We start from the raw sequence: 22777 nt of genomic DNA on the forward strand, positions 1-22777 counted from the left end.
GGTGAACATGGAAGAGCATTTATAAAAGCAGGTCAAGAGTTAATTAGACAAGCTAATAATAAGAACGCAGGTCATTTACCCGATATGGTAAAAGCTTTAAAAACTGCTGGGCAAAGATTAATTGAAAAAGGTAAAAGTATAAATCATAAAATGTGATGACAATTAATAAAGAGTTAAATGATATGATTATCAATTTATCACTAATAGATAATGATCAATTAAAAGAGCTTGAAATTCTAAAAATATTAAAAATTTTGGATTCTTATGAATTAGACGATTTTTATAAATATTACTTGAAGGGATACCTATGGTATAATATGCCTTTTGAAAATACAAATAGAGATAAGGAAGTTGAACATAACTTAAAAGAATCAATAAGTAAAAAACCTGAATATCTATTTTCTAAAGCTTATTTAGCTTACTATTATTATGATAATAAATATTATAAAAAAGTAATAGATCTCTTGAATTTTTTAGATTTTTCTTTTTTTGAAGAAAGGAATCAATTATGGCAAAGTTTAAAACTTCAGGAGTTATTAGCTATGTCTAAATTACAATTATCGGAATCTGTTAGTAAAGATATGTCAGACGATATAGTAGGATTGATTTATTCATATTTACATGTGCCAGAGGAAGAAGTTGCAGTGCCTAGAGAATTAGTAAATGTAATTATTGAGAATAAATCTAAAAAGGGCATTTTGAGTATAAAAACAACAACATTATTATTGATTAACTCTAAGGCTTACAAAGATTATTTTGATAATGATGTTAGATTAGAATTAACTTCCTCACTACGCGAAGAGTGATTAAACAAAAACCCTCGCTGCGCAAAGTCTCCTGACTTAGCGGGATGAGTTATAAATGATAGAAACCAGTTACAGAAATGTAGCTGGTTTTTTTATTGCAGTACGTTTTGTAATTTGGTTTGTTTTATGAATGCATCAAGCATAGCAAAGACATGTTCCTTGTCTTTTGGTTTCATCTTGGTAACTTCTTGTATGCGCTCAATCATTTTTTTATCGAGTTCCAAATCGGTATGCCCAACAAGCCAGTCAAGAGAGACATTTAAAAGTTCAGCCATTTTAGCAGCAGCTTCGATAGAGGGCTTCATCTCATCACGTTCATAACGGCCAATAGCTGGCCCTTTTGTACCCAACTCTTTAGCCAGTTCTTCTTGGCTTATTCCTTTGTTCTTGCGTGCTTGTAATAATCGTGAACCGAAACTCATACTATCTAAATAAATCGTTTTTTACTACTTATTCACAAAGTTACAGAACGTAAACGTTCAATACAAATCAAAATAATTTTGTTAATTAAATCGTATCCGTTACCTTTGAAACGTATTTGTTCTATAAAACTTTTTTAGGCTATGTTAGACACGACCAACCCACATAACTATCATTATATCACCAAACACTTACAAATCCACATCTTAGGCGGTATTAAGCTCAATAATCTAGATCGTATGCGAGTTACTATGAGTATTTGTAAACCAAAAAGTCACAATATCTTGCGTCATAGTATCGATCTGTATAATGATAATATGGTAGAGAAATTTGTACGAAAGATTGCAGAACGTATCGAGATAGGTACAAGTATCGCCCGTAAAACCCTGCAAGAATTAACATCCGCCTTAGAACAATATAGAATCGATGAACTTGCAGCAGCCAACCAAACCGATGAAATACTGGTAAAAGAACTCACAGCAGATGAAGAAAAAGCTGCTATCAAGTTCTTAAAGTCTAAAGATTTATTAAGTAAAACCAATGATCTAATTGGTCAATCTGGTGTAATAGGAGAAGAAACCAACCGCTTATTAATGTACCTGATCTTTACCAGTAGAAAAACTAACAATCCTCTACATTGCATAAGTTTAGGAAGTTCGGGAGTTGGTACAACACACCTACAATCTAAAGTTGGGCAGAAACTATATACCCGACGTAAAGATAAAGTAGAAAATTACGGTACTCTCTGCCAATGCTTTTTACTACTTTAACCGTACAGAACTATGCGTAACAAACTAATCTTAATGAGAGGATTTTAGATGGTGCAGAATCTGTACTCTACCCTTTACGGAACTACAATCCTAAAAAAACGGATTACCAAAACGGTGGTCATATAGAGCAAAAAAGGAACTACCAAAACCATACACCTAACCGTAGAAGGCCCCTATCTGTTGCAGGTTGTACTACGCAAGAAAGTGTTTATGAAGATAACAGTAACCGAAGCTTCTACTCTATATCGATAGAATCGGAGAGACAGGATAAAAAAGATTATGCTCAGTACCAACGTTTACTATCGGCAGGTAAAGTAAATAATGATGATGAATTTATAAGCAAGCCAGATTTTTACGTGATGTACACAACGATGCTTAAACCTATAAAAGTTATTAAACCCTTTGCAGAATACTTAGAGTATACCACAATCCGTTTTTAAACCACGTAGAACAAACGCTCACTATTCTACAGTTATAGAAGCTGTTACCTTTTACTGCCAGTGGCACGACTACCAAAAGTATGTATGAGCAAACAGGAGAAGAATATATAGAAAAACCACCAATCCGAAGATACTATTTCAAGCTGCTAACCAATTAAATCATAAGAGGTTCTCTTGCGTAAAAGCGATGAACTCCACGGTGGCTCTGCCCTGTAAGTACTGTAGAGGAACTCAAGAACTAATTTACCCTAACTAATAAGCAAACTACTTTACAGCCTTAGAATCCGTAGGCGTTTAAAAGTAAAGAAAACGACCCAATGGCGGTATCATAACAACTGATCGAGAGTTACTACATCAAAAAGCAGAAAAAGAAAAAAGGTGAAAACTGTGATACGTTTACCAAATCACTAACCCTAATGAATATAAAGAACTGGGAACAAACAGATTACCAAAGCATTACAAGAATGCGTATTAAAAATAAATAGTCCTCTCGACTCCGACCGTTCCCGGTGTTCCAGAGTGTTTCCACTCCTAAAATGGAACAGTGTAACTAAAACAAAGAGAGCAAGTTAAACTGCTTTTTACAGCTCGTTCCGCAAAATCCTAAAAAACACATACCGTATGAAAAAAAAGTAAGCTACAAAATGCTAGCTATAGCACCCTATTGACCAATTTTAGCGACTGGTTAGATATCTTGGGCTATAGTGATGCGATGCAAAAAAAACTATCCTGCACAGCTCTGTGAGTTTCTTCTACTGGTTAGAAGGGCAAGAGATTACCCCATATCAATTATATCAAGGATCATCACATTAGAAACTACTATAATCATTTAAAACAACGCCCCAATAAAACCAGAGGTGGTGCATTAAGGCAATACCTATCTCAATAACCATTTACAATCCTTACAACAAGTTTAGAGAATACTTAAAAAAAACATAATGCAAAACCCTTTAATCTACCCATTAAAAGAGAAAAGGAAAACTATAGTAGAAAAGCTAAATGTACTGTCACCAGAAGAAATCAAAGACTTATTTATGGCAACAGGATACAGTAATCCATTACCAAGGTTTAGAGCAAGACAAAAAGCATTATTAGTCTGTTTGTACAGTTGTGGTATGCGTAGAAATGAAGTGCTGAACTTAGAAATATCGGATATCCTTTTTGATAAAGAACGGATCTATGTTAGAAAAGGTAAAAACTATAAAGAACGCTTTATCCCAATTAATCTACACAACCTGCAAATACTGGAAGATTATATCTATGACACAAGAATGAACTTTAAAAAATCCAGTGAAAGTAACTATGTTTTTATTACCGAACATAGCAGCAAAATGAGCGGTGGTACATTAGAAACCGATCTAAAACAAATCATTAAAGCTACAGAAGATAGAAGCTTAATCGAAAGAAATATTACACCACACGCCTTACGTCACAGTATTGCCACCCACTTTTTACAAGCAGGTATGAAAATCGAGGATATACAACAGTTTTTAGGGCATAGTAGCTTAGAAAGTACACAAATCTATACACATATTTTAAAACACAACTAATGAATTATACCGAATATTTACACCACGAAAATTATAGTACTACTACTATAGTGCACTATACAAATAGAATTACAGAGTTTACAAAGTGGCTTAAAAAACATAAGGTTACAGCAAGTGAGATTGATTACAAAACCTGTATGAAATACATCAAATACCTACAGCAAAAAAAAGATCAAACCCCAAACCATCAATAATCACCTGGTAGCCATTAGAAATTACTTTGACTACCTGATAGAGCGAGCAGAGCGAAGCGAAAACCCATTAGAAGATGTATCTGTAAAAGGTACAGTAAAAAAGATGTTGCACAATCTTTTAGAGCCAGACGAACTCGAAGATTTATACTACAGTTATGAAACCGAGAAGTTTAACAGGAACGCTAACGGCTTTGCTAGATATGCAGCAAAACGTAATAAAATTATTGTTGGGTTAATCGTATATCAAGGCTTAAACGCTACCCATCTAAAAAGCCTGAACTTAGAAGGTCTACAACTAAAAAAAGGTAAAATCTATGTTCCTGCAACCCGTAGGAGCAATGCCAGAGAAATAGAGTTAAAACCTTGGCAAATCATTGATTTTATCGAATACCTAGACCAAACCCGACCACAAATAGCCAAAAACAATGATCTGCACAATCAAGAATTATTAATCCCACAAAAGTGTTTTAATGATCTGCTACGAGTAGGGATTTTAAAAAGGTTAAAAAAGATCAATCATAAAGTCATTAATGTAAATCAGTTACGAGCCTCTGTGATCTGTAATTGGTTAGGTCAATACAATATCCGTAAAGTTCAATATCTGGCAGGACATAAACACATCGGTTCTACAGAATCTTATAAACAAAACAATCTTGAAAGTTTACACGAAGCTATTAACCAGTTCCATCCAATACATTAAACTACAAAAACCCATCCTTATGAAAATAGAACTTATCATCACCGACAAAGAAGAATTAAATTATTTACAAAGTTCCTTAGCCGCAGCAATACATCAACTGACCCTATCAGACAAAAGCCATGAAGATAGTATTTACTGGTTATCACAAATCTTACTTTTATCTTACAAGTAGTATAATAGCCAAGTGACTCCCTACGGTCGGCATATTATTATGGGCGCAGACAAAAAAGTCTTTGCCCATAAGCTGTTATAAGGTGTTCCTTCGTCACGCCGCAAGCTATTTTTTGTTATTCCACAAGTGCAGAAAAAAACACTTGTTCCATACCGTTACAACTTCCTCGCCTTCGGTCGTCAGTCTCCACTACAAACAAATAGCCTTGCTCTGTTCCTCTATCACCCGCAGCTCTCTTTTTGCTTAAAAACAATAAGGTACGCTAACGCTGAATAGTAAATTAAGCAAAACCGCTGCTTCATGGGCTACGCCGCTTGGTCGCAACCTAGCCGATTATTTATGTGGAAGTTTATATTTTGATAAATAAGAACACATAAAAATCGTCTGGCGCATCCCTTCGTTACACTCCCGGTCTACGTCGGTTGCTCCTCTCCGCTATGGCTACGCCTTTGTTTTTGCGTGCAACGCAGCTTCGTTCAATCGCCACTAGGCTATGATCAATCTTGAAGCTGAAGCACTACGCTTGCAGCCTTTGCGCACTCCAACTTCAAGATTAATCGATCTTACTCATACGGAAAAAGCGAGATGAAACACCTCGCTTTATTGTTGCGCAACGTGAGTAGGATTAAAAATCAAATCACGTATGACTGTAAATATAAGTAAACGCTTCTAAAGCGGAATAACAGCGAGGGCAAATGCTGCCGGGTTCTTCCGCTTTAGAAGTGGTAGGCATAGTGCCGATTGAACGACCGCGTAACCTTCCGTGCGCGGCTATTTTATATAAACCCTGTTATAGCCCCTGACGACAGGAAGTGAGGGTATAATAAGGATTATGTAAAGATAGCTTTGATTATGCGGCTGGCTTTAGAAGTTATATTGCACAAATACAGAATCCTGTAATGTGGGTATACTCTAAATTATTATTTTAGCATAGCAGAGAGATAGATGACCGATAGAACGTTCTTATTTTTTGCTTTTGAGCAGGTATCCATACAAAAAAAGGGTATACCGTTAATTTTTTTGCGTAAACCAAGACCATTTAGGAAATATCAGACTCTCCTATAAAGATGCCGATAAAGACGGTACAATCACTACTTCTGAGATTGTACAAGAGAAAAATTATTACCCCTTTGGATTGCAACATGAAGGGTATAATTTTGACGTGAATGGTGCTAAAAATGACCACCATACGTATAATGGAAAGGAACACTCCAAAGACTTAGGATTAAATCTATATGAAATGGAATGGAGACATTATAATCCAACCATTGGTAGGTTTCCTTCCATTGATCCATTAGCAGATCATCCTTTTCAACTAGATTTAACTCCTTACAACTTTGCTTGGAACAACCCTATCATGTATAATGACCCTTCGGGATTATGTCCAGAGTGTCCAAATGCTAGTGATTTTAATGTTGGTGACACCCATGATATTAATGGAGTTACTTATGTAGTAGATAATGATGGGCAATGGGCAAGAGAAGGTGGATCATTAGGAGAAGTTATAATAAATTCTGGAGATAACACAGAATCTACAAGAAATAGAATTGATCTAAATGCACCCTATGGAGGAAAAATTTCTCGTTCTATAGGAGAATTAAGCGGTTGGGATAAGTTTTCTGCGGAAGCGCAAGAAAATATGCCTTGGCTTTTTGGTAGAAGGAAATCCGATGATGGCAGGTTTTTTGTTGATCCTAGTGGTAATAGTATAGGTATAACTCCTATGGGTGCACCCATTAATTTACCTTTTGGACCAGGGAGTGGCAAAAAAGCAAGTAGTTTAGTAGTTAAGTTTACTAATGAACAAAAAATGGCATGGTGGACTACTTCTAGTAAACCTGGAATTTCAGCAGCAAAAGCAGCTGAGAAAATGGGAGGTGCATTAGTGAAAAAATTTAAAAATTCAGTAGATACAGGTGCTAGAAGTGGTGAACATGGAAGAGCATTTATAAAAGCAGGTCAAGAGTTAATTAGACAAGCTAATAATAAGAACGCAGGTCATTTACCCGATATGGTAAAAGCTTTAAAAACTGCTGGGCAAAGATTAATTGAAAAAGGTAAAAGTATAAATCATAAAATGTGATGACAATTAATAAAGAGTTAAATGATATGATTATCAATTTATCACTAATAGATAATGATCAATTAAAAGAGCTTGAAATTCTAAAAATATTAAAAATTTTGGATTCTTATGAATTAGACGATTTTTATAAATATTACTTGAAGGGATACCTATGGTATAATATGCCTTTTGAAAATACAAATAGAGATAAGGAAGTTGAACATAACTTAAAAGAATCAATAAGTAAAAAACCTGAATATCTATTTTCTAAAGCTTATTTAGCTTACTATTATTATGATAATAAATATTATAAAAAAGTAATAGATCTCTTGAATTTTTTAGATTTTTCTTTTTTTGAAGAAAGGAATCAATTATGGCAAAGTTTAAAACTTCAGGAGTTATTAGCTATGTCTAAATTACAATTATCGGAATCTGTTAGTAAAGATATGTCAGACGATATAGTAGGATTGATTTATTCATATTTACATGTGCCAGAGGAAGAAGTTGCAGTGCCTAGAGAATTAGTAAATGTAATTATTGAGAATAAATCTAAAAAGGGCATTTTGAGTATAAAAACAACAACATTATTATTGATTAACTCTAAGGCTTACAAAGATTATTTTGATAATGATGTTAGATTAGAATTAACTTCCTCACTACGCGAAGAGTGATTAAACAAAAACCCTCGCTGCGCAAAGTCTCCTGACTTAGCGGGATGAGTTATAAATGATAGAAACCAGTTACAGAAATGTAGCTGGTTTTTTTATTGCAGTACGTTTTGTAATTTGGTTTGTTTTATGAATGCATCAAGCATAGCAAAGACATGTTCCTTGTCTTTTGGTTTCATCTTGGTAACTTCTTGTATGCGCTCAATCATTTTTTTATCGAGTTCCAAATCGGTATGCCCAACAAGCCAGTCAAGAGAGACATTTAAAAGTTCAGCCATTTTAGCAGCAGCTTCGATAGAGGGCTTCATCTCATCACGTTCATAACGGCCAATAGCTGGCCCTTTTGTACCCAACTCTTTAGCCAGTTCTTCTTGGCTTATTCCTTTGTTCTTGCGTGCTTGTAATAATCGTGAACCGAAACTCATACTATCTAAATAAATCGTTTTTTACTACTTATTCACAAAGTTACAGAACGTAAACGTTCAATACAAATCAAAATAATTTTGTTAATTAAATCGTATCCGTTACCTTTGAAACGTATTTGTTCTATAAAACTTTTTTAGGCTATGTTAGACACGACCAACCCACATAACTATCATTATATCACCAAACACTTACAAATCCACATCTTAGGCGGTATTAAGCTCAATAATCTAGATCGTATGCGAGTTACTATGAGTATTTGTAAACCAAAAAGTCACAATATCTTGCGTCATAGTATCGATCTGTATAATGATAATATGGTAGAGAAATTTGTACGAAAGATTGCAGAACGTATCGAGATAGGTACAAGTATCGCCCGTAAAACCCTGCAAGAATTAACATCCGCCTTAGAACAATATAGAATCGATGAACTTGCAGCAGCCAACCAAACCGATGAAATACTGGTAAAAGAACTCACAGCAGATGAAGAAAAAGCTGCTATCAAGTTCTTAAAGTCTAAAGATTTATTAAGTAAAACCAATGATCTAATTGGTCAATCTGGTGTAATAGGAGAAGAAACCAACCGCTTATTAATGTACCTGATCTTTACCAGTAGAAAAACTAACAATCCTCTACATTGCATAAGTTTAGGAAGTTCGGGAGTTGGTAAAACACACCTACAATCTAAAGTTGCAGAACTTATACCCGACGAAGATAAAGTAGAAATTACGGTACTCTCTGCCAATGCTTTTTACTACTTTAACCGTACAGAACTACGTAACAAACTAATCTTAATAGAGGATTTAGATGGTGCAGAATCTGTACTCTACCCTTTACGGGAACTACAATCTAAAAAACGGATTACCAAAACGGTGGTCCATAAAGACAAAAAAGGAACTACCAAAACCATACACCTAACCGTAGAAGGCCCTATATCTGTTGCAGGTTGTACTACGCAAGAAAGTGTTTATGAAGATAACAGTAACCGAAGCTTCTTACTCTATATCGATGAATCGGAGGAACAGGATAAAAAGATTATGCAGTACCAACGTTTACTATCGGCAGGTAAAGTAAATAATGATGATGAATTTATAGCAGCCAGATTTTTACGTGATGTACAACGAATGCTTAAACCTATAAAAGTTATTAACCCTTTTGCAGAATACTTAGAGTTACCACAATCCGTTTTTAAACCACGTAGAACAAACGCTCACTATCTACAGTTTATAGAAGCTGTTACCTTTTACTGCCAGTGGCAACGACCCAAAAAGTATGATGAGCAAACAGGAGAAGAATATATAGAAACCACCATCGAAGATATTAAAGCTGCTAACCAATTAATCATAGAGGTTCTCTTGCGTAAAAGCGATGAAATCACAGGGGCTTGCCGTAATTACTTAGAGGAACTCAAGAAATATTTACACACTAATAATCAAACTACTTTTACAGCCTTAGAAATCCGTAGGCGTTTAAAAGTAAAGAAAACGACCCAATGGCGGTATCATAAACAACTGATCGAGAGTTACTACATCAAAAAGCAGAAAAAGAAAAAAGGTGAAACTGTGATACGTTACCAAATCACTAACCCTAATGAATATAAAGAACTGGAACAACAGATTACCAAAGCATTACAAGAATGCGTATTAAAAATAAATAGTCTCTCGGACTCCGACCGTTCCGGTGTTCCAGAGTGTTCCACTCCTAAAATGGAACAGGTAACTAAAACAAAGAGAGCAAGTTAAACTGCTTTTTACAGCTCGTTCCGCAAAATCCTAAAAAACACATACCGTATGAAAAAAAGTAAGCTACAAAATGCTAGCTATAGCACCCTATTGACCAATTTTAGCGACTGGTTAGATATCTTGGGCTATAGTGATGCGATGCAAAAAAACTATCCTGCACAGCTCTGTGAGTTCTTCTACTGGTTAGAAGGGCAAGAGATTACCCATATCAATTATATCAAGGATCATCACATTAGAAACTACTATAATCATTTAAAACAACGCCCCAATAAAACCAGAGGTGGTGCATTAAGCAATACCTATCTCAATAACCATTTACAATCCTTACACAAGTTTAGAGAATACTTAAAAAAACATAATGCAAAACCCTTTAATCTACCCATTAAAAGAGAAAAGGAAACTATAGTAGAAAAGCTAAATGTACTGTCACCAGAAGAAATCAAAGACTTATTTATGGCAACAGGATACAGTAATCCATTACCAAGGTTTAGAGCAAGACAAAAAGCATTATTAGTCTGTTTGTACAGTTGTGGTATGCGTAGAAATGAAGTGCTGAACTTAGAAATATCGGATATCCTTTTTGATAAAGAACGGATCTATGTTAGAAAAGGTAAAAACTATAAAGAACGCTTTATCCCAATTAATCTACACAACCTGCAAATACTGGAAGATTATATCTATGACACAAGAATGAACTTTAAAAAATCCAGTGAAAGTAACTATGTTTTTATTACCGAACATAGCAGCAAAATGAGCGGTGGTACATTAGAAACCGATCTAAAACAAATCATTAAAGCTACAGAAGATAGAAGCTTAATCGAAAGAAATATTACACCACACGCCTTACGTCACAGTATTGCCACCCACTTTTTACAAGCAGGTATGAAAATCGAGGATATACAACAGTTTTTAGGGCATAGTAGCTTAGAAAGTACACAAATCTATACACATATTTTAAAACACAACTAATGAATTATACCGAATATTTACACCACGAAAATTATAGTACTACTACTATAGTGCACTATACAAATAGAATTACAGAGTTTACAAAGTGGCTTAAAAAACATAAGGTTACAGCAAGTGAGATTGATTACAAAACCTGTATGAAATACATCAAATACCTACAGCAAAAAAAGATCAAACCCCAAACCATCAATAATCACCTGGTAGCCATTAGAAATTACTTTGACTACCTGATAGAGCGAGCAGAGCGAAGCGAAAACCCATTAGAAGATGTATCTGTAAAAGGTACAGTAAAAAAGATGTTGCACAATCTTTTAGAGCCAGACGAACTCGAAGATTTATACTACAGTTATGAAACCGAGAAGTTTAACAGGAACGCTAACGGCTTTGCTAGATATGCAGCAAAACGTAATAAAATTATTGTTGGGTTAATCGTATATCAAGGCTTAAACGCTACCCATCTAAAAAGCCTGAACTTAGAAGGTCTACAACTAAAAAAAGGTAAAATCTATGTTCCTGCAACCCGTAGGAGCAATGCCAGAGAAATAGAGTTAAAACCTTGGCAAATCATTGATTTTATCGAATACCTAGACCAAACCCGACCACAAATAGCCAAAAACAATGATCTGCACAATCAAGAATTATTAATCCCACAAAAGTGTTTTAATGATCTGCTACGAGTAGGGATTTTAAAAAGGTTAAAAAAGATCAATCATAAAGTCATTAATGTAAATCAGTTACGAGCCTCTGTGATCTGTAATTGGTTAGGTCAATACAATATCCGTAAAGTTCAATATCTGGCAGGACATAAACACATCGGTTCTACAGAATCTTATAAACAAAACAATCTTGAAAGTTTACACGAAGCTATTAACCAGTTCCATCCAATACATTAAACTACAAAAACCCATCCTTATGAAAATAGAACTTATCATCACCGACAAAGAAGAATTAAATTATTTACAAAGTTCCTTAGCCGCAGCAATACATCAACTGACCCTATCAGACAAAAGCCATGAAGATAGTATTTACTGGTTATCACAAATCTTACTTTTATCTTACAAGTAGTATAATAGCCAAGTGACTCCCTACGGTCGGCATATTATTATGGGCGCAGACAAAAAAGTCTTTGCCCATAAGCTGTTATAAGGTGTTCCTTCGTCACGCCGCAAGCTATTTTTTGTTATTCCACAAGTGCAGAAAAAAACACTTGTTCCATACCGTTACAACTTCCTCGCCTTCGGTCGTCAGTCTCCACTACAAACAAATAGCCTTGCTCTGTTCCTCTATCACCCGCAGCTCTCTTTTTGCTTAAAAACAATAAGGTACGCTAACGCTGAATAGTAAATTAAGCAAAACCGCTGCTTCATGGGCTACGCCGCTTGGTCGCAACCTAGCCGATTATTTATGTGGAAGTTTATATTTTGATAAATAAGAACACATAAAAATCGTCTGGCGCATCCCTTCGTTACACTCCCGGTCTACGTCGGTTGCTCCTCTCCGCTATGGCTACGCCTTTGTTTTTGCGTGCAACGCAGCTTCGTTCAATCGCCACTAGGCTATGATCAATCTTGAAGCTGAAGCACTACGCTTGCAGCCTTTGCGCACTCCAACTTCAAGATTAATCGATCTTACTCATACGGAAAAAGCGAGATGAAACACCTCGCTTTATTGTTGCGCAACGTGAGTAGGATTAAAAATCAAATCACGTATGACTGTAAATATAAGTAAACGCTTCTAAAGCGGAATAACAGCGAGGGCAAATGCTGCCGGGTTCTTCCGCTTTAGAAGTGGTAGGCATAGTGCCGATTGAACGACCGCGTAACCTTCCGTGCGCGGCTATTTTATATAAACCCTGTTATAGCCCCTGACGACAGGAAGTGAGGGTATAATAAGGATTATGTAAAGATAGCTTTGATTATGCGGCTGGCTTTAGAAGTTATATTGCACAAATACAGAATCCTGTAATGTGGGTATACTCTAAATTATTATTTTAGCATAGCAGAGAGATAGATGACCGATAGAACGTTCTTATTTTTTGCTTTTGAGCAGGTATCCATACAAAAAAAGGGTATACCGTTAATTTTTTTGCGTAAACCAAGACCATTTAGGAAATATCAGACTCTCCTATAAAGATGCCGATAAAGACGGTACAATCACTACTTCTGAGATTGTACAAGAGAAAAATTATTACCCCTTTGGATTGCAACATGAAGGGTATAATTTTGACGTGAATGGTGCTAAAAATGACCACCATACGTATAATGGAAAGGAACACTCCAAAGACTTAGGATTAAATCTATATGAAATGGAATGGAGACAATATGATCCTACAATAGGTAGATTTATTTCTATTGATCCACTTGCAGAAGAAAGAGATTGGTTAACACCTTATAACTTTGTTCAGAATAATCCAATCATAAGGGTTGATCCTAGTGGTTTACTAGATGATTATGGAATTGATCAAAATGGTAAAATAGAATTGATCAAAAAAACAGATGATAAGACAGATACATTATATTCTGTAACACGAGATGATAGTGGTAATATTGTTAAAGATGGAAATGGTGAAATTGTAAAGAATGATACTAATGGAGATGGAGATGTAGGGAATGGCGATTCTGTTACAGTAGAGAAAGGTATTTTGAATAATATTGAAAATACTACTCATACGGAATCAGATGGAACAAAGCAAAATTTACAAATTATGGATGTAAGTAATGCAAGTACTAAGGATATTAAATCCATCTTTGAATTTTCAGCTAACAATAGTAATAGTGAATTTTCCTTTGCAAGTTTTGCGAATGGAAACAAGTTTATAAGTACATCTTTTCTTTCAAATGCTGAATTAAGTGCTACTACCCTCATACAAAGGAATGGAAAGTTAAACCATCATGTTCATTCTCACCCTTTCCAAGGTTTTCTTGCGCCTTCGCCAGGAGATGTATCTGCGGCAAGACTTTTGCATAGAAAAGGTCATAATACACGTTTAGAAATATATGGACCTGCAATCAATGAATACCAAGATTATAATCAAAATTCACCTAGTTTTTCATTGGAAGAAGTAATTATAACTGCTCCAAAGAAGAAGAAAAATTAAAAAATAATGATTCAATTAAGACAAAATATAGTGCTCCCAATCTTTGTATTGCTATTTAGTTTAACTACTGCTGCACAAAATGATAACGCTAAATATGATTCAAAACTAGTTGTTTTTAATAGTTCTGATTTAGTAGGGTTATTAGAGAGCATCGTAACAACGAAAAACACTTGCGGAACTTCAAATATTGTTAACTGGTATATAGATTTAAAAGAACCTAGTTCTGCAACTGTTTCTCAAGGAAGAATCGCTAACTTAATAGAATTAACAGATTCTGAGAGTAGAGAAATTTATACAACATTAATAAACAATAAAGTTGTGTTTATACTAGCAAACGATAAAGAGAAGTTTTTTTCTGATACAGGTTTTGTAATTGATTTGAGTGATTATGTAAATAAATCAGTTATAGTTTTTGAGGATTTCTCTCATTGGATGATAAATATTGAAAATGATTCTTATAGTATATCTGCTAAGAGAATATGGAAATGTAATTAATTCCAGTTATGCAAAGTCTCCTGACTTAGCCCCCGCTCCCGCTAGCGTCTCGCTAGTGGCGTCAAAGATTGGCAGGTAAGAGTAATAAATAAAAAGAAGTCACAATTGATAAAAAGATTGTGACTTCTTTCGCTTAATAATATGTTATATTTACGACGCCACTGGGGTAAAACTAAAAAAGATTACCACAGAGGGAAGTTCATCAACAGGATGGAGCGTAAAGAAAATACCCAACGGGTATTTTTAGCGAACAGGCCAGCTGGCGTGGAGGAAAGCCGGGAATTATGTGTATAAGAATGGCGACCTGGAGTTCTTTAACCATGTAGAAGGGATCGTAGAACATGAAGCGGATGGGTATAAATATGTATACCAGTATAAAGACCATTTAGGAAATATACGATTATCCTATAAAGATGCGGATAAGAATGGTACAATCACTACTTCTGAGATTATTGAAGAGAAAAACTACTACCCCTTCGGCATGACTCATTCTGGATATAACAATACACTACGAGGGAGAAATCATAACTATGGTTTTGGTAATAAAGAAGAAAATAATGAGCTTGGTCTAAAATGGTTAGATTTTGGTGCTAGAAGCTATGATGCATCTATTGGAAGATGGATGAATATTGATCCACTTGCAGAAATCATGGAAATGGATTCTCCATATAGTTATGCTTTTAATAATCCCGTTTTTTTCATAGATTCTAATGGGATGATGCCTTGGCCAGTTCATGAATTTTTTCATCAATGGACACGTAGAGTCGACTCTTGGTATGGTCCAAGAACTTGTACAGGTTGTAGCTCTTTTCATAGAGGTTTAGATATTAATTTTTCAGGAGGTGGAGCTACTGATTTTGGAGCTCCTGTATTGGCAACTCACACAGGTAAGGTAGTTTCAATAAAAACAACTTTAAGTGGGGCAGGTAGAAATGTTTTGATTCAATCACCTGATGGAACTTTTCAAACACAGTATTTTCATATGAGCCGTATTGATGTGCTATTAGGAAGTTATGTTGAAGAAGGTCAACAAGTGGGTGCAATAGGAGGTTCTGGTAGAGGAGAAGAAAGAGGATATGCAGTTCATTTACATTATGCAATTAAAAGACAAAATAATTCAGGTGGGTATGATTGGTATAATCCTACGGGAGGTAATGCTAATAACACAGCTAATATTGTAGATCCTCAAAGTTGGATTGGTTATGGTCCTTGGGAAGCTTCTTACTATGACAATATAGCTGGAGCTAATTTTTCTATTTTGTCAGTAGAAGCACCAATAGGGACACCTACTCCAACACCTGCACAAGAGCCAAGACCAACAGTAACTCCGATAGGCCCTTTACCATCAGGAGGAATAGTGCCAACACCAGCACCTCCTATAACACCTGGAGGAGGAACTATACCTGTTCCAGCACCGACACCTAATCCTGTAATAATTCCTCCTAAACCTATTTTAGATTAATTAACAAATTTAAATATGAAGAACAAAATAGTATTATTGATTATAGCATTAGCTGTTTTTACAGGATGTGTTAATAATAAAAAAGAAGAGAATAAAACTTCAGATTTACAAGAAGAAACAATCGTTGAAAAAAAGGTAATTCAAAATATTCCAAATAGGATATCTGAAAAAAATGACTCTCCTAAAGATTGCGGACTAAATTTTGAATCTTTTTTTACTAGATTTTCTACTGATAGTGCTTTTCAGAAAAACAGAATACAGTTTCCTCTAAAAATGTCAACAATGGATGCTTACGACAGTGAAAATCCTTCAATTGAAAACCTTAGTTTGAAAGATTATTCTTTTATAGATTTTAGTAATGACAAAGATGCTATTAATAGAGATACAGATAAATACAAAGTAGAAATAGTCGAAAATAAAGAAACTACTATTTATAAAAAATTAGGTATTGATAATGGTATCTATGTTGAATTTAAGTTTGAGAAACAAGAGAACTGTTGGTTATTAATATCAATAGAAGATCAATCTAATTAAAAACTTATAGCTTGGGTTTATAATCTTAGCTTAAATCAAAAAGTAAAGTAAAACCCCCGCTCCCGCTAGCGTCTCGCTAGTGGTTTTAAAAATTGGTTGGTAAGAGTAATAAATAAAAAGAAGTCACAATTGATAAAAAGATTGTGGCTTTTTTAGTTGAAATCCTTTATTCTAATATCAAAAAATGAAACTCTAATATTGTATTTTGGTCAGATGAACAGGAGTTATAAATTTTTATAATACATCTGGTTATATGTGTTTAGTTTCCCTATAGTATATTATAAATTATAGTAGGATAAAAATTATTAGGATAACTATAATACAGTGTAGAGATTGATGTTTTTTGAGTTATCTAAACTGTAGTGCCACTAGCGAGACGCTAACGGGAGCAGTTCAAAATAATCAATAAATGAATTCGAATCAATTATATTATAGAACAGTATTTTTCATTATAATATTTGGAATAGTAGCTTATGTTGTTGCACATAATACAATGGAAGAAGCTGCGGTTAGAGAAAGTCCTTTTGAAACAACAGCTACGATTACTAGCCTTGAAAAATGTTCTAAAAATGGAAGATGTATTTATTATGAGTACAAATATGAAGGTAAGAAATATAAAGCTCGATCCAGAACTGATTTTATGTTTGCAGGCTGGTGTAGAAACAAAAATAATTGTGTTGGTTTAAAATTTAAAATAATTATAAACAAAGATAATCCAAAACAGCAAATCGTAGAATGGGATAAAGTTTTAGATGATAAGAATTTTATTAATTATCCAAAAGATTAATTTCGCCCCGATTTCCATGGTAAAGTCAAGTAAAAAACGTTAAAAATATCAGGCAGCAACTTTTTGATAAGGTTGCTGCCGCTAGCGTCTCGCTAGTGGTGTCAAAGCTTGAAGGATAAGAATATACAAATGATAAAAACCTGATAGCGTATTCTATGTATTACTTTTGTACTAACGATAACTTCTTATTCTGATAAATCAAAAGATATCGTTAACCAATTATAAAATAATAAGATGACAAAGAAATGTAATCCAGTTGTTTATTTTGAGATTCCCGTTACAGATATTGATAGAGCCATTCAATTTTATAAATCTGTATTTAACTTCACATTTGAAAGAGAAATCATTGATAAAAATGAAATGGCTTTGTTTCCTTTTGAAGAAGAAAACACCGGAATTTCGGGAGCATTAGCAAAGGGAGAAATCTACAAACCAACAAATGACGGAGTTGTAATTTACTTCAATACAGAAAACATAGACAAGACCTTAAAAATAGCGATTGAAAGTGGTGGGCAAATGTTGTATCCAAAAACATCAAATGGAGACTTAGGTTTTGTTGCAGAATTTGAAGATAGCGAAGGAAATAGAATTGCCTTACATCAACCAATAAATTGATGTGAGAAAAAAATAACCACTAACATTATTGCCAGATACCCACTTACACAAGTGGGGGTGGGTACTTATATAAGTAGGTATGGTGATGGTATACATGCCATAGGGGGTACTTATGGTAGTGGGTATAGTTCGCTATGATCTCGGTTAGGGGTACTTCCTTCAGAGGGGTGGGGTACTAAAAACAGAGGCAGCACTTGTGTTTAACAGAAGTGCTGCCTCTGTTGAACATAGGATTGGCCTGTGTTTGAACAGAGGGAGAGGTACTTCTGCAGTGGGGAGAGGGTACTTCGCAAGTCCCCCCTTGTATCCTTCTCTAGTTTAAATCTTATTCTATAATAAGATGGCTTAACCTAATATTTTACGTTTATTAAGATGTTGCAGAAATGCTTTCTGTGCCGGGTATGAGTAATAGTTCAAAGAATATAGGAATGAAAAATCAAATCCTCCCCCTACTCTAACGCTTTACTACCTAAAACTGGAAATAAATAAAGGGTTGAAAATCGGCCGCATAGGTTTGGTAACAGACAATTGCTACCGCTATCACGACTACAGCTTTAACAAGCATATTGCTTTTAATAAATGCGTTTTCTATCCAACCTTTGGTACGATACGGTAACCAGTGAGTAATATACCCCAAAAGCATAACGATAAATACAGTGCGATACTCCCACAGTACAGCCAGGGCATTCTGCCAATCCATATTAGTGACCACTTGCTGATAAAAGCGATCAATATGATCCATACTGTTTCCTCTAAAATAGATACGGGTAAACGTAATAAACACAAAAGTTAGTGCAATTCTCCATAGCAAGACATACCAGGCCTTAGATTCTTCGTATGGACTTATCTTACGCCAATATTTGTACGCTACAATTCCGATACCATTAAGTCCGCCCCAGATTACAAATTTCCATGAGGCACCGTGCCATAATCCACCGACCAACATGGTAATCATAATATTTACATTTCTATTAAAATGCCAGGCTAATCTGGGTGAGAACAGTGTAACAATAAGCATAGCCCCTATTCCCGAAGCTGCCAACAGTGCTATCGAATAATCAGATATCGCAAAAACTCCTAAAAATGTAAAAACCAGTATAAATGTATAGGAAAAAATAGAGCCATTACGATTACCCCCAATAGGTATATATAAATAATCTTTAAGCCAGCTGGATAGCGAAATATGCCAACGTCTCCAGAAATCACCACAGTGAATCGCTTTATACGGTGAATTAAAATTAACCGGTAGTTTATACCCCATAAGCAATGCCAACCCAATAGCAATATCGGTATACCCAGAAAAATCACCATAGATTTGTAGCGAATACCCAAACATCGCCATGATATTGGTAAAACCAGAAAACATCTCGGGGACATCAAATACCCGATCCATAAAATTGGCTGCAATATAATCGGCAAATAACATTTTTTTGATCAAGCCCTTTAGGATCATAAAAGTTGCCTGGCCAAATTCTCTTTTGGTAATCGCTATCTCCTTTCTGATCTGAGGCACAAAATCAGCAGCCCTTACTATTGGTCCAGCAACCAACTGCGGAAAAAAGCTAACAAAAAATCCAAAATCAATAATAGATGTTAATGGTTTGATTTGTTTTCTATAAATATCTACACTATAACTAATCGTTTGAAACGTGTAAAAAGAAATCCCTACAGGAAGAATAATTTTATCTACTGTAAAGTAATCCACTCCGCTCCAGGTATTGGTCCATTGCGCGAGGTAATTAATAACTTCGTAATCGGTCTGAAAAAGGAAATTATATGATTCTGTAAAGAAATAGGCATATTTAAAATAACAGAGTGTCCCCAGGTTAATAATCACACTTATAGCAACCAATGTTTTTTGAACCAGTACCGATCTACTTTTATAAATAGCCCTACCCAAAAAGAAATCATTTACTGTACTAAATAGTAAAATCCCAATAAAAAGGCCGCTGGTTTTATAATAAAAAAGTAAACTTATGGCAAAGAGATAAGCGCTTCGTAAACTTTTTTTGCTATACACTATAGCATAAATAAAATATATTACTGCAAAGAAAATCCAGAAGTTCGCCTGTGTAAAGATTAACGGAAAATCTTCTGAAAAAGAAAATATGTCAATAAGTCTATTCATTAATTACTTGATTCAAAATAGAGTTTGGCTCTAATTGCAATTCGTTTTCCCATGAATGCGCCAGTGCCTGTAACAAAAGATCTGCTTTTATACGATATCCCATAACCGTAAAATGAATACGATCTCTAGGCATTAGTTTATTTGCATACCAATCTTTTGAAGAATTAAAACCTCCCATAATTTCATAAAAATCCCAAACTGCCATTTTTTGCTCTTTTGCCACTTCATAGATAATCTTTTGAGCAATTCTGGTTCTCGGGTTCGGAAATTTCTTTTTATAATACGAATCATTAGGTACAGTAAGCAATACAGCACAATCAGGATTGGCCTTTTGTATTAATTTGATTAAATCTGTATAGTATGCTTTATACTCATCCGGATTAAAATCGGGGTGATATGCATCATTAGTACCAATGGATACTATAAATAAATCTGGCTTGTATAGCAATAACTGATCATCAAAAAAGCGACATCTTTTATAATACGAAAAACTACCTCCATTTACCCCAATAGAAGTATATTGAATCCCATTATTATCGTTCATCAATTCGATACCCATCATCAAAAACTCGGCCTTTTCTTCATCTTTAATTTTGCGAATACAAAACTCAATTTCTTCAACACTTTTATGTAATGTATATTCTATAAAATGTGCTTCTTTATTTTCTTTAATTACTGATACCAGCGAATCTTGTTTGAAAGATATCTCATAGTCATCACTCCAATTATCATAAAAAATTCTGATTTTATTAAAATCGTACATCTTTTCATGATAATTATTTCCATTCGCTATTATTTTCACATTCGATATACTGTCTTTAAAAACTGCTGTTACTCCCGATAACCCCCAGGCAACACTGTCTTTTCGAACCGAACATCGATATCCTTTCCATTCGCCATCATATTTTACTCTATAATTACCAGGGTTATTCGTTTTGGCTATACTAAACGGATAAATAAATCCCCGTTGTCCTTTTGCAGTGGGGCTCATCATCTGAAGATATGATCGTAGGCGATTCGAATAAATATCTGCTTGTATATGAGATCCCCCAATATGAAAAACGTGCAAATTTTCTTTTCCACCTTTTGCAATTGTGTCTAATTTGCGAAAAAGTGTTTTAAATGCCGGTGAATTTTCTGCCATTTTTATGGTATTAGCTTTCCAATTCACAAAAGGGTATTTATGCTGTATGGTATCTATAACATAGGTTTGTGCCATCAAAGGCAATGTTAAAAGCCATACATAAAAGAATAATTTGTTACGTGTCATCATGGTTATTAGGTTCTTTGAGGTCAAGGTATAGGGCTGTAAAAAATAGTTCTGAAATTATTTTGGTTCCTTTCCAGGTAAAATGCATATAATCTTTGGCGGTTAATTTTTCGTCTACCCACAATTTCATCGCTCCTTTTCCGCCCATAGCATCATACATACTCCAGTAGGCTACATTATTTTCCAGGCAAGTTTTCATTAATTCAGCATTAAGATACGGTAATAATGGGTAGGTTTCCATTTTACCATTTACCGGAAGACACATATCTGTAGGCCCTATAAATAAAACGCTAGTATTTTTTGCTCGTCTTCTAATCCAATTTATCTGTCTGGCAATTCGCTTAGTATACTTGGTTACATCGGTAGAATCTTTAAGATATGGCATCGTATTACCTCCATATTGCATAATAACAATTTTGGGTCTTAATTGCCTCATCATCTGGCTATAGATAGTCGCATTAGAGTTTGCAAAAACGGTTCCCGAAGCTCCCCGCATCGCTACATTATCGATTTGCACTCTAGACCCTCCATCCAATGTTAATCCATAAAAATCGGCGCTAACTTTACCTTCCAATTCAATTTTAAGATCTGTAGGTGCAGTCGCTGTTCTTATTTTATATTGATGGTATTTGCCATCTGCAATCAAATCATCTTGCTGAATTAAAACTCCATCATTATATACCGATACCTTGATCGGAAAGTTACAATTACCATAATGCAAACCAATATTGGTAAAATACCTGAATTTTGCATATGCTTTCTTAGACTTCCCTATTTTTAAAGAAGCTTTGATGATTGGTAAAGAATCAACCATAGTACTATCCGGAAGCTCTTTTTGATATCCTGTAAAACGAGAAACAGATAAATATGCTCCATATTTTCGATGTGAAAACTTTTTTTGGGTTGGATCAAAAAGCGCATAACGTTGCCAATTTTCGCTTGGTTCTATAATAGCACTTATTTGGTTGTACACAGGTAACACAGGAAGAAACCCAGGGCCACTACCCCCGTACATCCCCTGAAGTCTGTTACGAAGATATCCTGTAATACGATCTCCTTCGATCTGAGAATCACCATAATGTATAATCCTACATGATCTAGAAGATAGCTTTTCTCTCAACTCATTTGCAAAATCGGGATTACTCTCGGGGTATTTGATCCTAACAATACGAGTTGTATCAATTTTTGAGAAGTCAGGAAGCTTTTTGATTTCCTCTGTTAAGGCTATATCTTTTTTACTTTCATCGGTTTCGATATCCAGAGGAGTTACGATCTGAGTAACCTCTAGAATATCTTGCCTTGTAAGTGATGAATCTTTTTCTAACCCCAAAAATGTAGTATGCGTGGGGTATTTAACCGAAATCCCTTCATACGAGAATCCATCATCCTGTGTTTGAGCTTTTTGAACACCCCCTTTTTGACTTAAAAACATGAGCCCAAATAATGCTCCTAATACGAATAGGATAAATAATG

General features: G+C 34.8%; 23 protein-coding genes. 18 read left to right on the forward strand and 5 right to left on the reverse strand.

All coding sequences use genetic code 11. The features are described from left to right. The first annotated feature begins 155 nt into the window (after positions 1-155). Positions 156-806, forward strand: coding sequence for a hypothetical protein (locus NNL09_RS00005; RefSeq protein ID WP_196912057.1), 651 nt, complete (start codon positions 156-158; stop codon positions 804-806). Positions 807-898: 92 nt separating this feature from the next. Here NNL09_RS00005 and NNL09_RS00010 read toward each other — a convergent pair whose 3' ends face one another. Then, complete coding sequence (locus NNL09_RS00010; protein WP_196912058.1) at positions 899-1228, reverse strand: helix-turn-helix domain-containing protein; 330 nt, start codon at positions 1226-1228, stop codon at positions 899-901. Positions 1229-1369: 141 nt separating this feature from the next. Between NNL09_RS00010 and NNL09_RS00015 the strand changes: the two genes are divergently transcribed. The 7 genes from NNL09_RS00015 to NNL09_RS00045 all read left to right on the forward strand — a co-directional run bounded on the left by NNL09_RS00015 (position 1370) and on the right by NNL09_RS00045 (position 7785). Next, complete coding sequence (locus NNL09_RS00015) at positions 1370-1996, forward strand: hypothetical protein (protein ID WP_254514187.1); 627 nt, start codon at positions 1370-1372, stop codon at positions 1994-1996. 1378 nt (positions 1997-3374) lie between these two features. Beyond that, positions 3375-3986, forward strand: a complete 612-nt coding sequence (locus tag NNL09_RS00020; protein ID WP_254514188.1) for a tyrosine-type recombinase/integrase — start codon at positions 3375-3377, stop codon at positions 3984-3986. Then, positions 3986-4180, forward strand: coding sequence for a site-specific integrase (locus tag NNL09_RS00025; RefSeq protein WP_254514190.1), 195 nt, complete (start codon positions 3986-3988; stop codon positions 4178-4180). The genes NNL09_RS00020 and NNL09_RS00025 overlap by 1 nt, the downstream gene beginning before the upstream one ends. 103 nt (positions 4181-4283) lie before the next feature. After that, complete coding sequence (locus NNL09_RS00030; RefSeq protein WP_254514191.1) at positions 4284-4880, forward strand: tyrosine-type recombinase/integrase; 597 nt, start codon at positions 4284-4286, stop codon at positions 4878-4880. A gap of 19 nt (positions 4881-4899) precedes the next feature. Then, positions 4900-5052: a hypothetical protein gene (locus tag NNL09_RS00035; protein WP_196912062.1), complete on the forward strand. Its 153-nt coding sequence runs from the start codon at positions 4900-4902 to the stop codon at positions 5050-5052. A gap of 1102 nt (positions 5053-6154) precedes the next feature. Further along, positions 6155-7135 carry an RHS repeat domain-containing protein gene (locus NNL09_RS00040; RefSeq protein ID WP_256525639.1) on the forward strand — a complete coding sequence of 327 codons (981 nt, stop codon included), beginning with the start codon at positions 6155-6157 and terminating at the stop codon, positions 7133-7135. After that, entirely contained in the window at positions 7135-7785 is a 651-nt protein-coding gene (locus NNL09_RS00045) for a hypothetical protein (protein WP_196912057.1), read from the forward strand. The genes NNL09_RS00040 and NNL09_RS00045 overlap by 1 nt, the downstream gene beginning before the upstream one ends. A gap of 92 nt (positions 7786-7877) precedes the next feature. Here NNL09_RS00045 and NNL09_RS00050 read toward each other — a convergent pair whose 3' ends face one another. After that, a complete protein-coding gene (locus NNL09_RS00050) occupies positions 7878-8207 on the reverse strand; it encodes a helix-turn-helix domain-containing protein (RefSeq protein WP_196912058.1) in 330 nt (109 codons plus the stop codon). Positions 8208-8348: 141 nt separating this feature from the next. On the opposite strand from NNL09_RS00050, the gene NNL09_RS00055 reads away from it, so the two are divergent. The 10 genes from NNL09_RS00055 (at position 8349) to NNL09_RS00100 (ending at position 17906) form a co-directional block, all read left to right on the forward strand. After that, on the forward strand, positions 8349-9947 hold the full coding sequence (locus NNL09_RS00055) for a hypothetical protein (protein WP_196912059.1): 1599 nt from the start codon (positions 8349-8351) through the stop codon (positions 9945-9947). Between the two features lie 48 nt (positions 9948-9995). Continuing rightward, positions 9996-10916 carry a tyrosine-type recombinase/integrase gene (locus NNL09_RS00060; RefSeq protein ID WP_196912060.1) on the forward strand — a complete coding sequence of 307 codons (921 nt, stop codon included), beginning with the start codon at positions 9996-9998 and terminating at the stop codon, positions 10914-10916. Beyond that, positions 10916-11809 carry a site-specific integrase gene (locus NNL09_RS00065; RefSeq protein ID WP_196912061.1) on the forward strand — a complete coding sequence of 298 codons (894 nt, stop codon included), beginning with the start codon at positions 10916-10918 and terminating at the stop codon, positions 11807-11809. The genes NNL09_RS00060 and NNL09_RS00065 overlap by 1 nt, the downstream gene beginning before the upstream one ends. Before the next feature lie 19 nt (positions 11810-11828). Further along, entirely contained in the window at positions 11829-11981 is a 153-nt protein-coding gene (locus NNL09_RS00070; RefSeq protein WP_196912062.1) for a hypothetical protein, read from the forward strand. 1102 nt (positions 11982-13083) lie between these two features. Beyond that, positions 13084-14013, forward strand: a complete 930-nt coding sequence (locus tag NNL09_RS00075) for an RHS repeat-associated core domain-containing protein (RefSeq protein WP_256525641.1) — start codon at positions 13084-13086, stop codon at positions 14011-14013. A gap of 6 nt (positions 14014-14019) precedes the next feature. Beyond that, positions 14020-14508, forward strand: a complete 489-nt coding sequence (locus NNL09_RS00080) for a hypothetical protein (protein ID WP_196910563.1) — start codon at positions 14020-14022, stop codon at positions 14506-14508. A 286-nt stretch (positions 14509-14794) separates the two neighbouring features. Further along, a complete protein-coding gene (locus tag NNL09_RS00085; protein ID WP_196910564.1) occupies positions 14795-15970 on the forward strand; it encodes a peptidoglycan DD-metalloendopeptidase family protein in 1176 nt (391 codons plus the stop codon). A 15-nt stretch (positions 15971-15985) separates the two neighbouring features. Continuing rightward, complete coding sequence (locus NNL09_RS00090; protein ID WP_196910565.1) at positions 15986-16504, forward strand: DUF4348 domain-containing protein; 519 nt, start codon at positions 15986-15988, stop codon at positions 16502-16504. 409 nt (positions 16505-16913) lie between these two features. After that, positions 16914-17291: a hypothetical protein gene (locus tag NNL09_RS00095; protein WP_196910566.1), complete on the forward strand. Its 378-nt coding sequence runs from the start codon at positions 16914-16916 to the stop codon at positions 17289-17291. Positions 17292-17525: 234 nt separating this feature from the next. Further along, positions 17526-17906: a VOC family protein gene (locus tag NNL09_RS00100; RefSeq protein WP_196910567.1), complete on the forward strand. Its 381-nt coding sequence runs from the start codon at positions 17526-17528 to the stop codon at positions 17904-17906. 469 nt (positions 17907-18375) lie between these two features. On the opposite strand, the gene NNL09_RS00105 is transcribed toward NNL09_RS00100, so the two are convergent. Genes NNL09_RS00105 through NNL09_RS00115 form a run of 3 tightly spaced genes read right to left on the reverse strand, consistent with a single transcriptional unit; the run spans position 18376 to position 22736 of the window. Then, positions 18376-20034: an MBOAT family protein gene (locus NNL09_RS00105; RefSeq protein ID WP_196910568.1), complete on the reverse strand. Its 1659-nt coding sequence runs from the start codon at positions 20032-20034 to the stop codon at positions 18376-18378. Then, on the reverse strand, positions 20027-21307 hold the full coding sequence (locus NNL09_RS00110) for a GDSL-type esterase/lipase family protein (RefSeq protein WP_196910569.1): 1281 nt from the start codon (positions 21305-21307) through the stop codon (positions 20027-20029). The genes NNL09_RS00105 and NNL09_RS00110 overlap by 8 nt, the downstream gene beginning before the upstream one ends. Next, positions 21294-22736 carry a GDSL-type esterase/lipase family protein gene (locus tag NNL09_RS00115; protein ID WP_196910570.1) on the reverse strand — a complete coding sequence of 481 codons (1443 nt, stop codon included), beginning with the start codon at positions 22734-22736 and terminating at the stop codon, positions 21294-21296. Before NNL09_RS00115 ends, NNL09_RS00110 begins: the two co-directional genes overlap by 14 nt. Positions 22737-22777 lie beyond the last annotated feature (41 nt).

The sequence above is a fragment of the Aquimarina sp. EL_43 genome (genome assembly GCF_943422735.1).
GTDB classification, from domain to species: Bacteria; Bacteroidota; Bacteroidia; order Flavobacteriales; family Flavobacteriaceae; genus Aquimarina; species Aquimarina megaterium.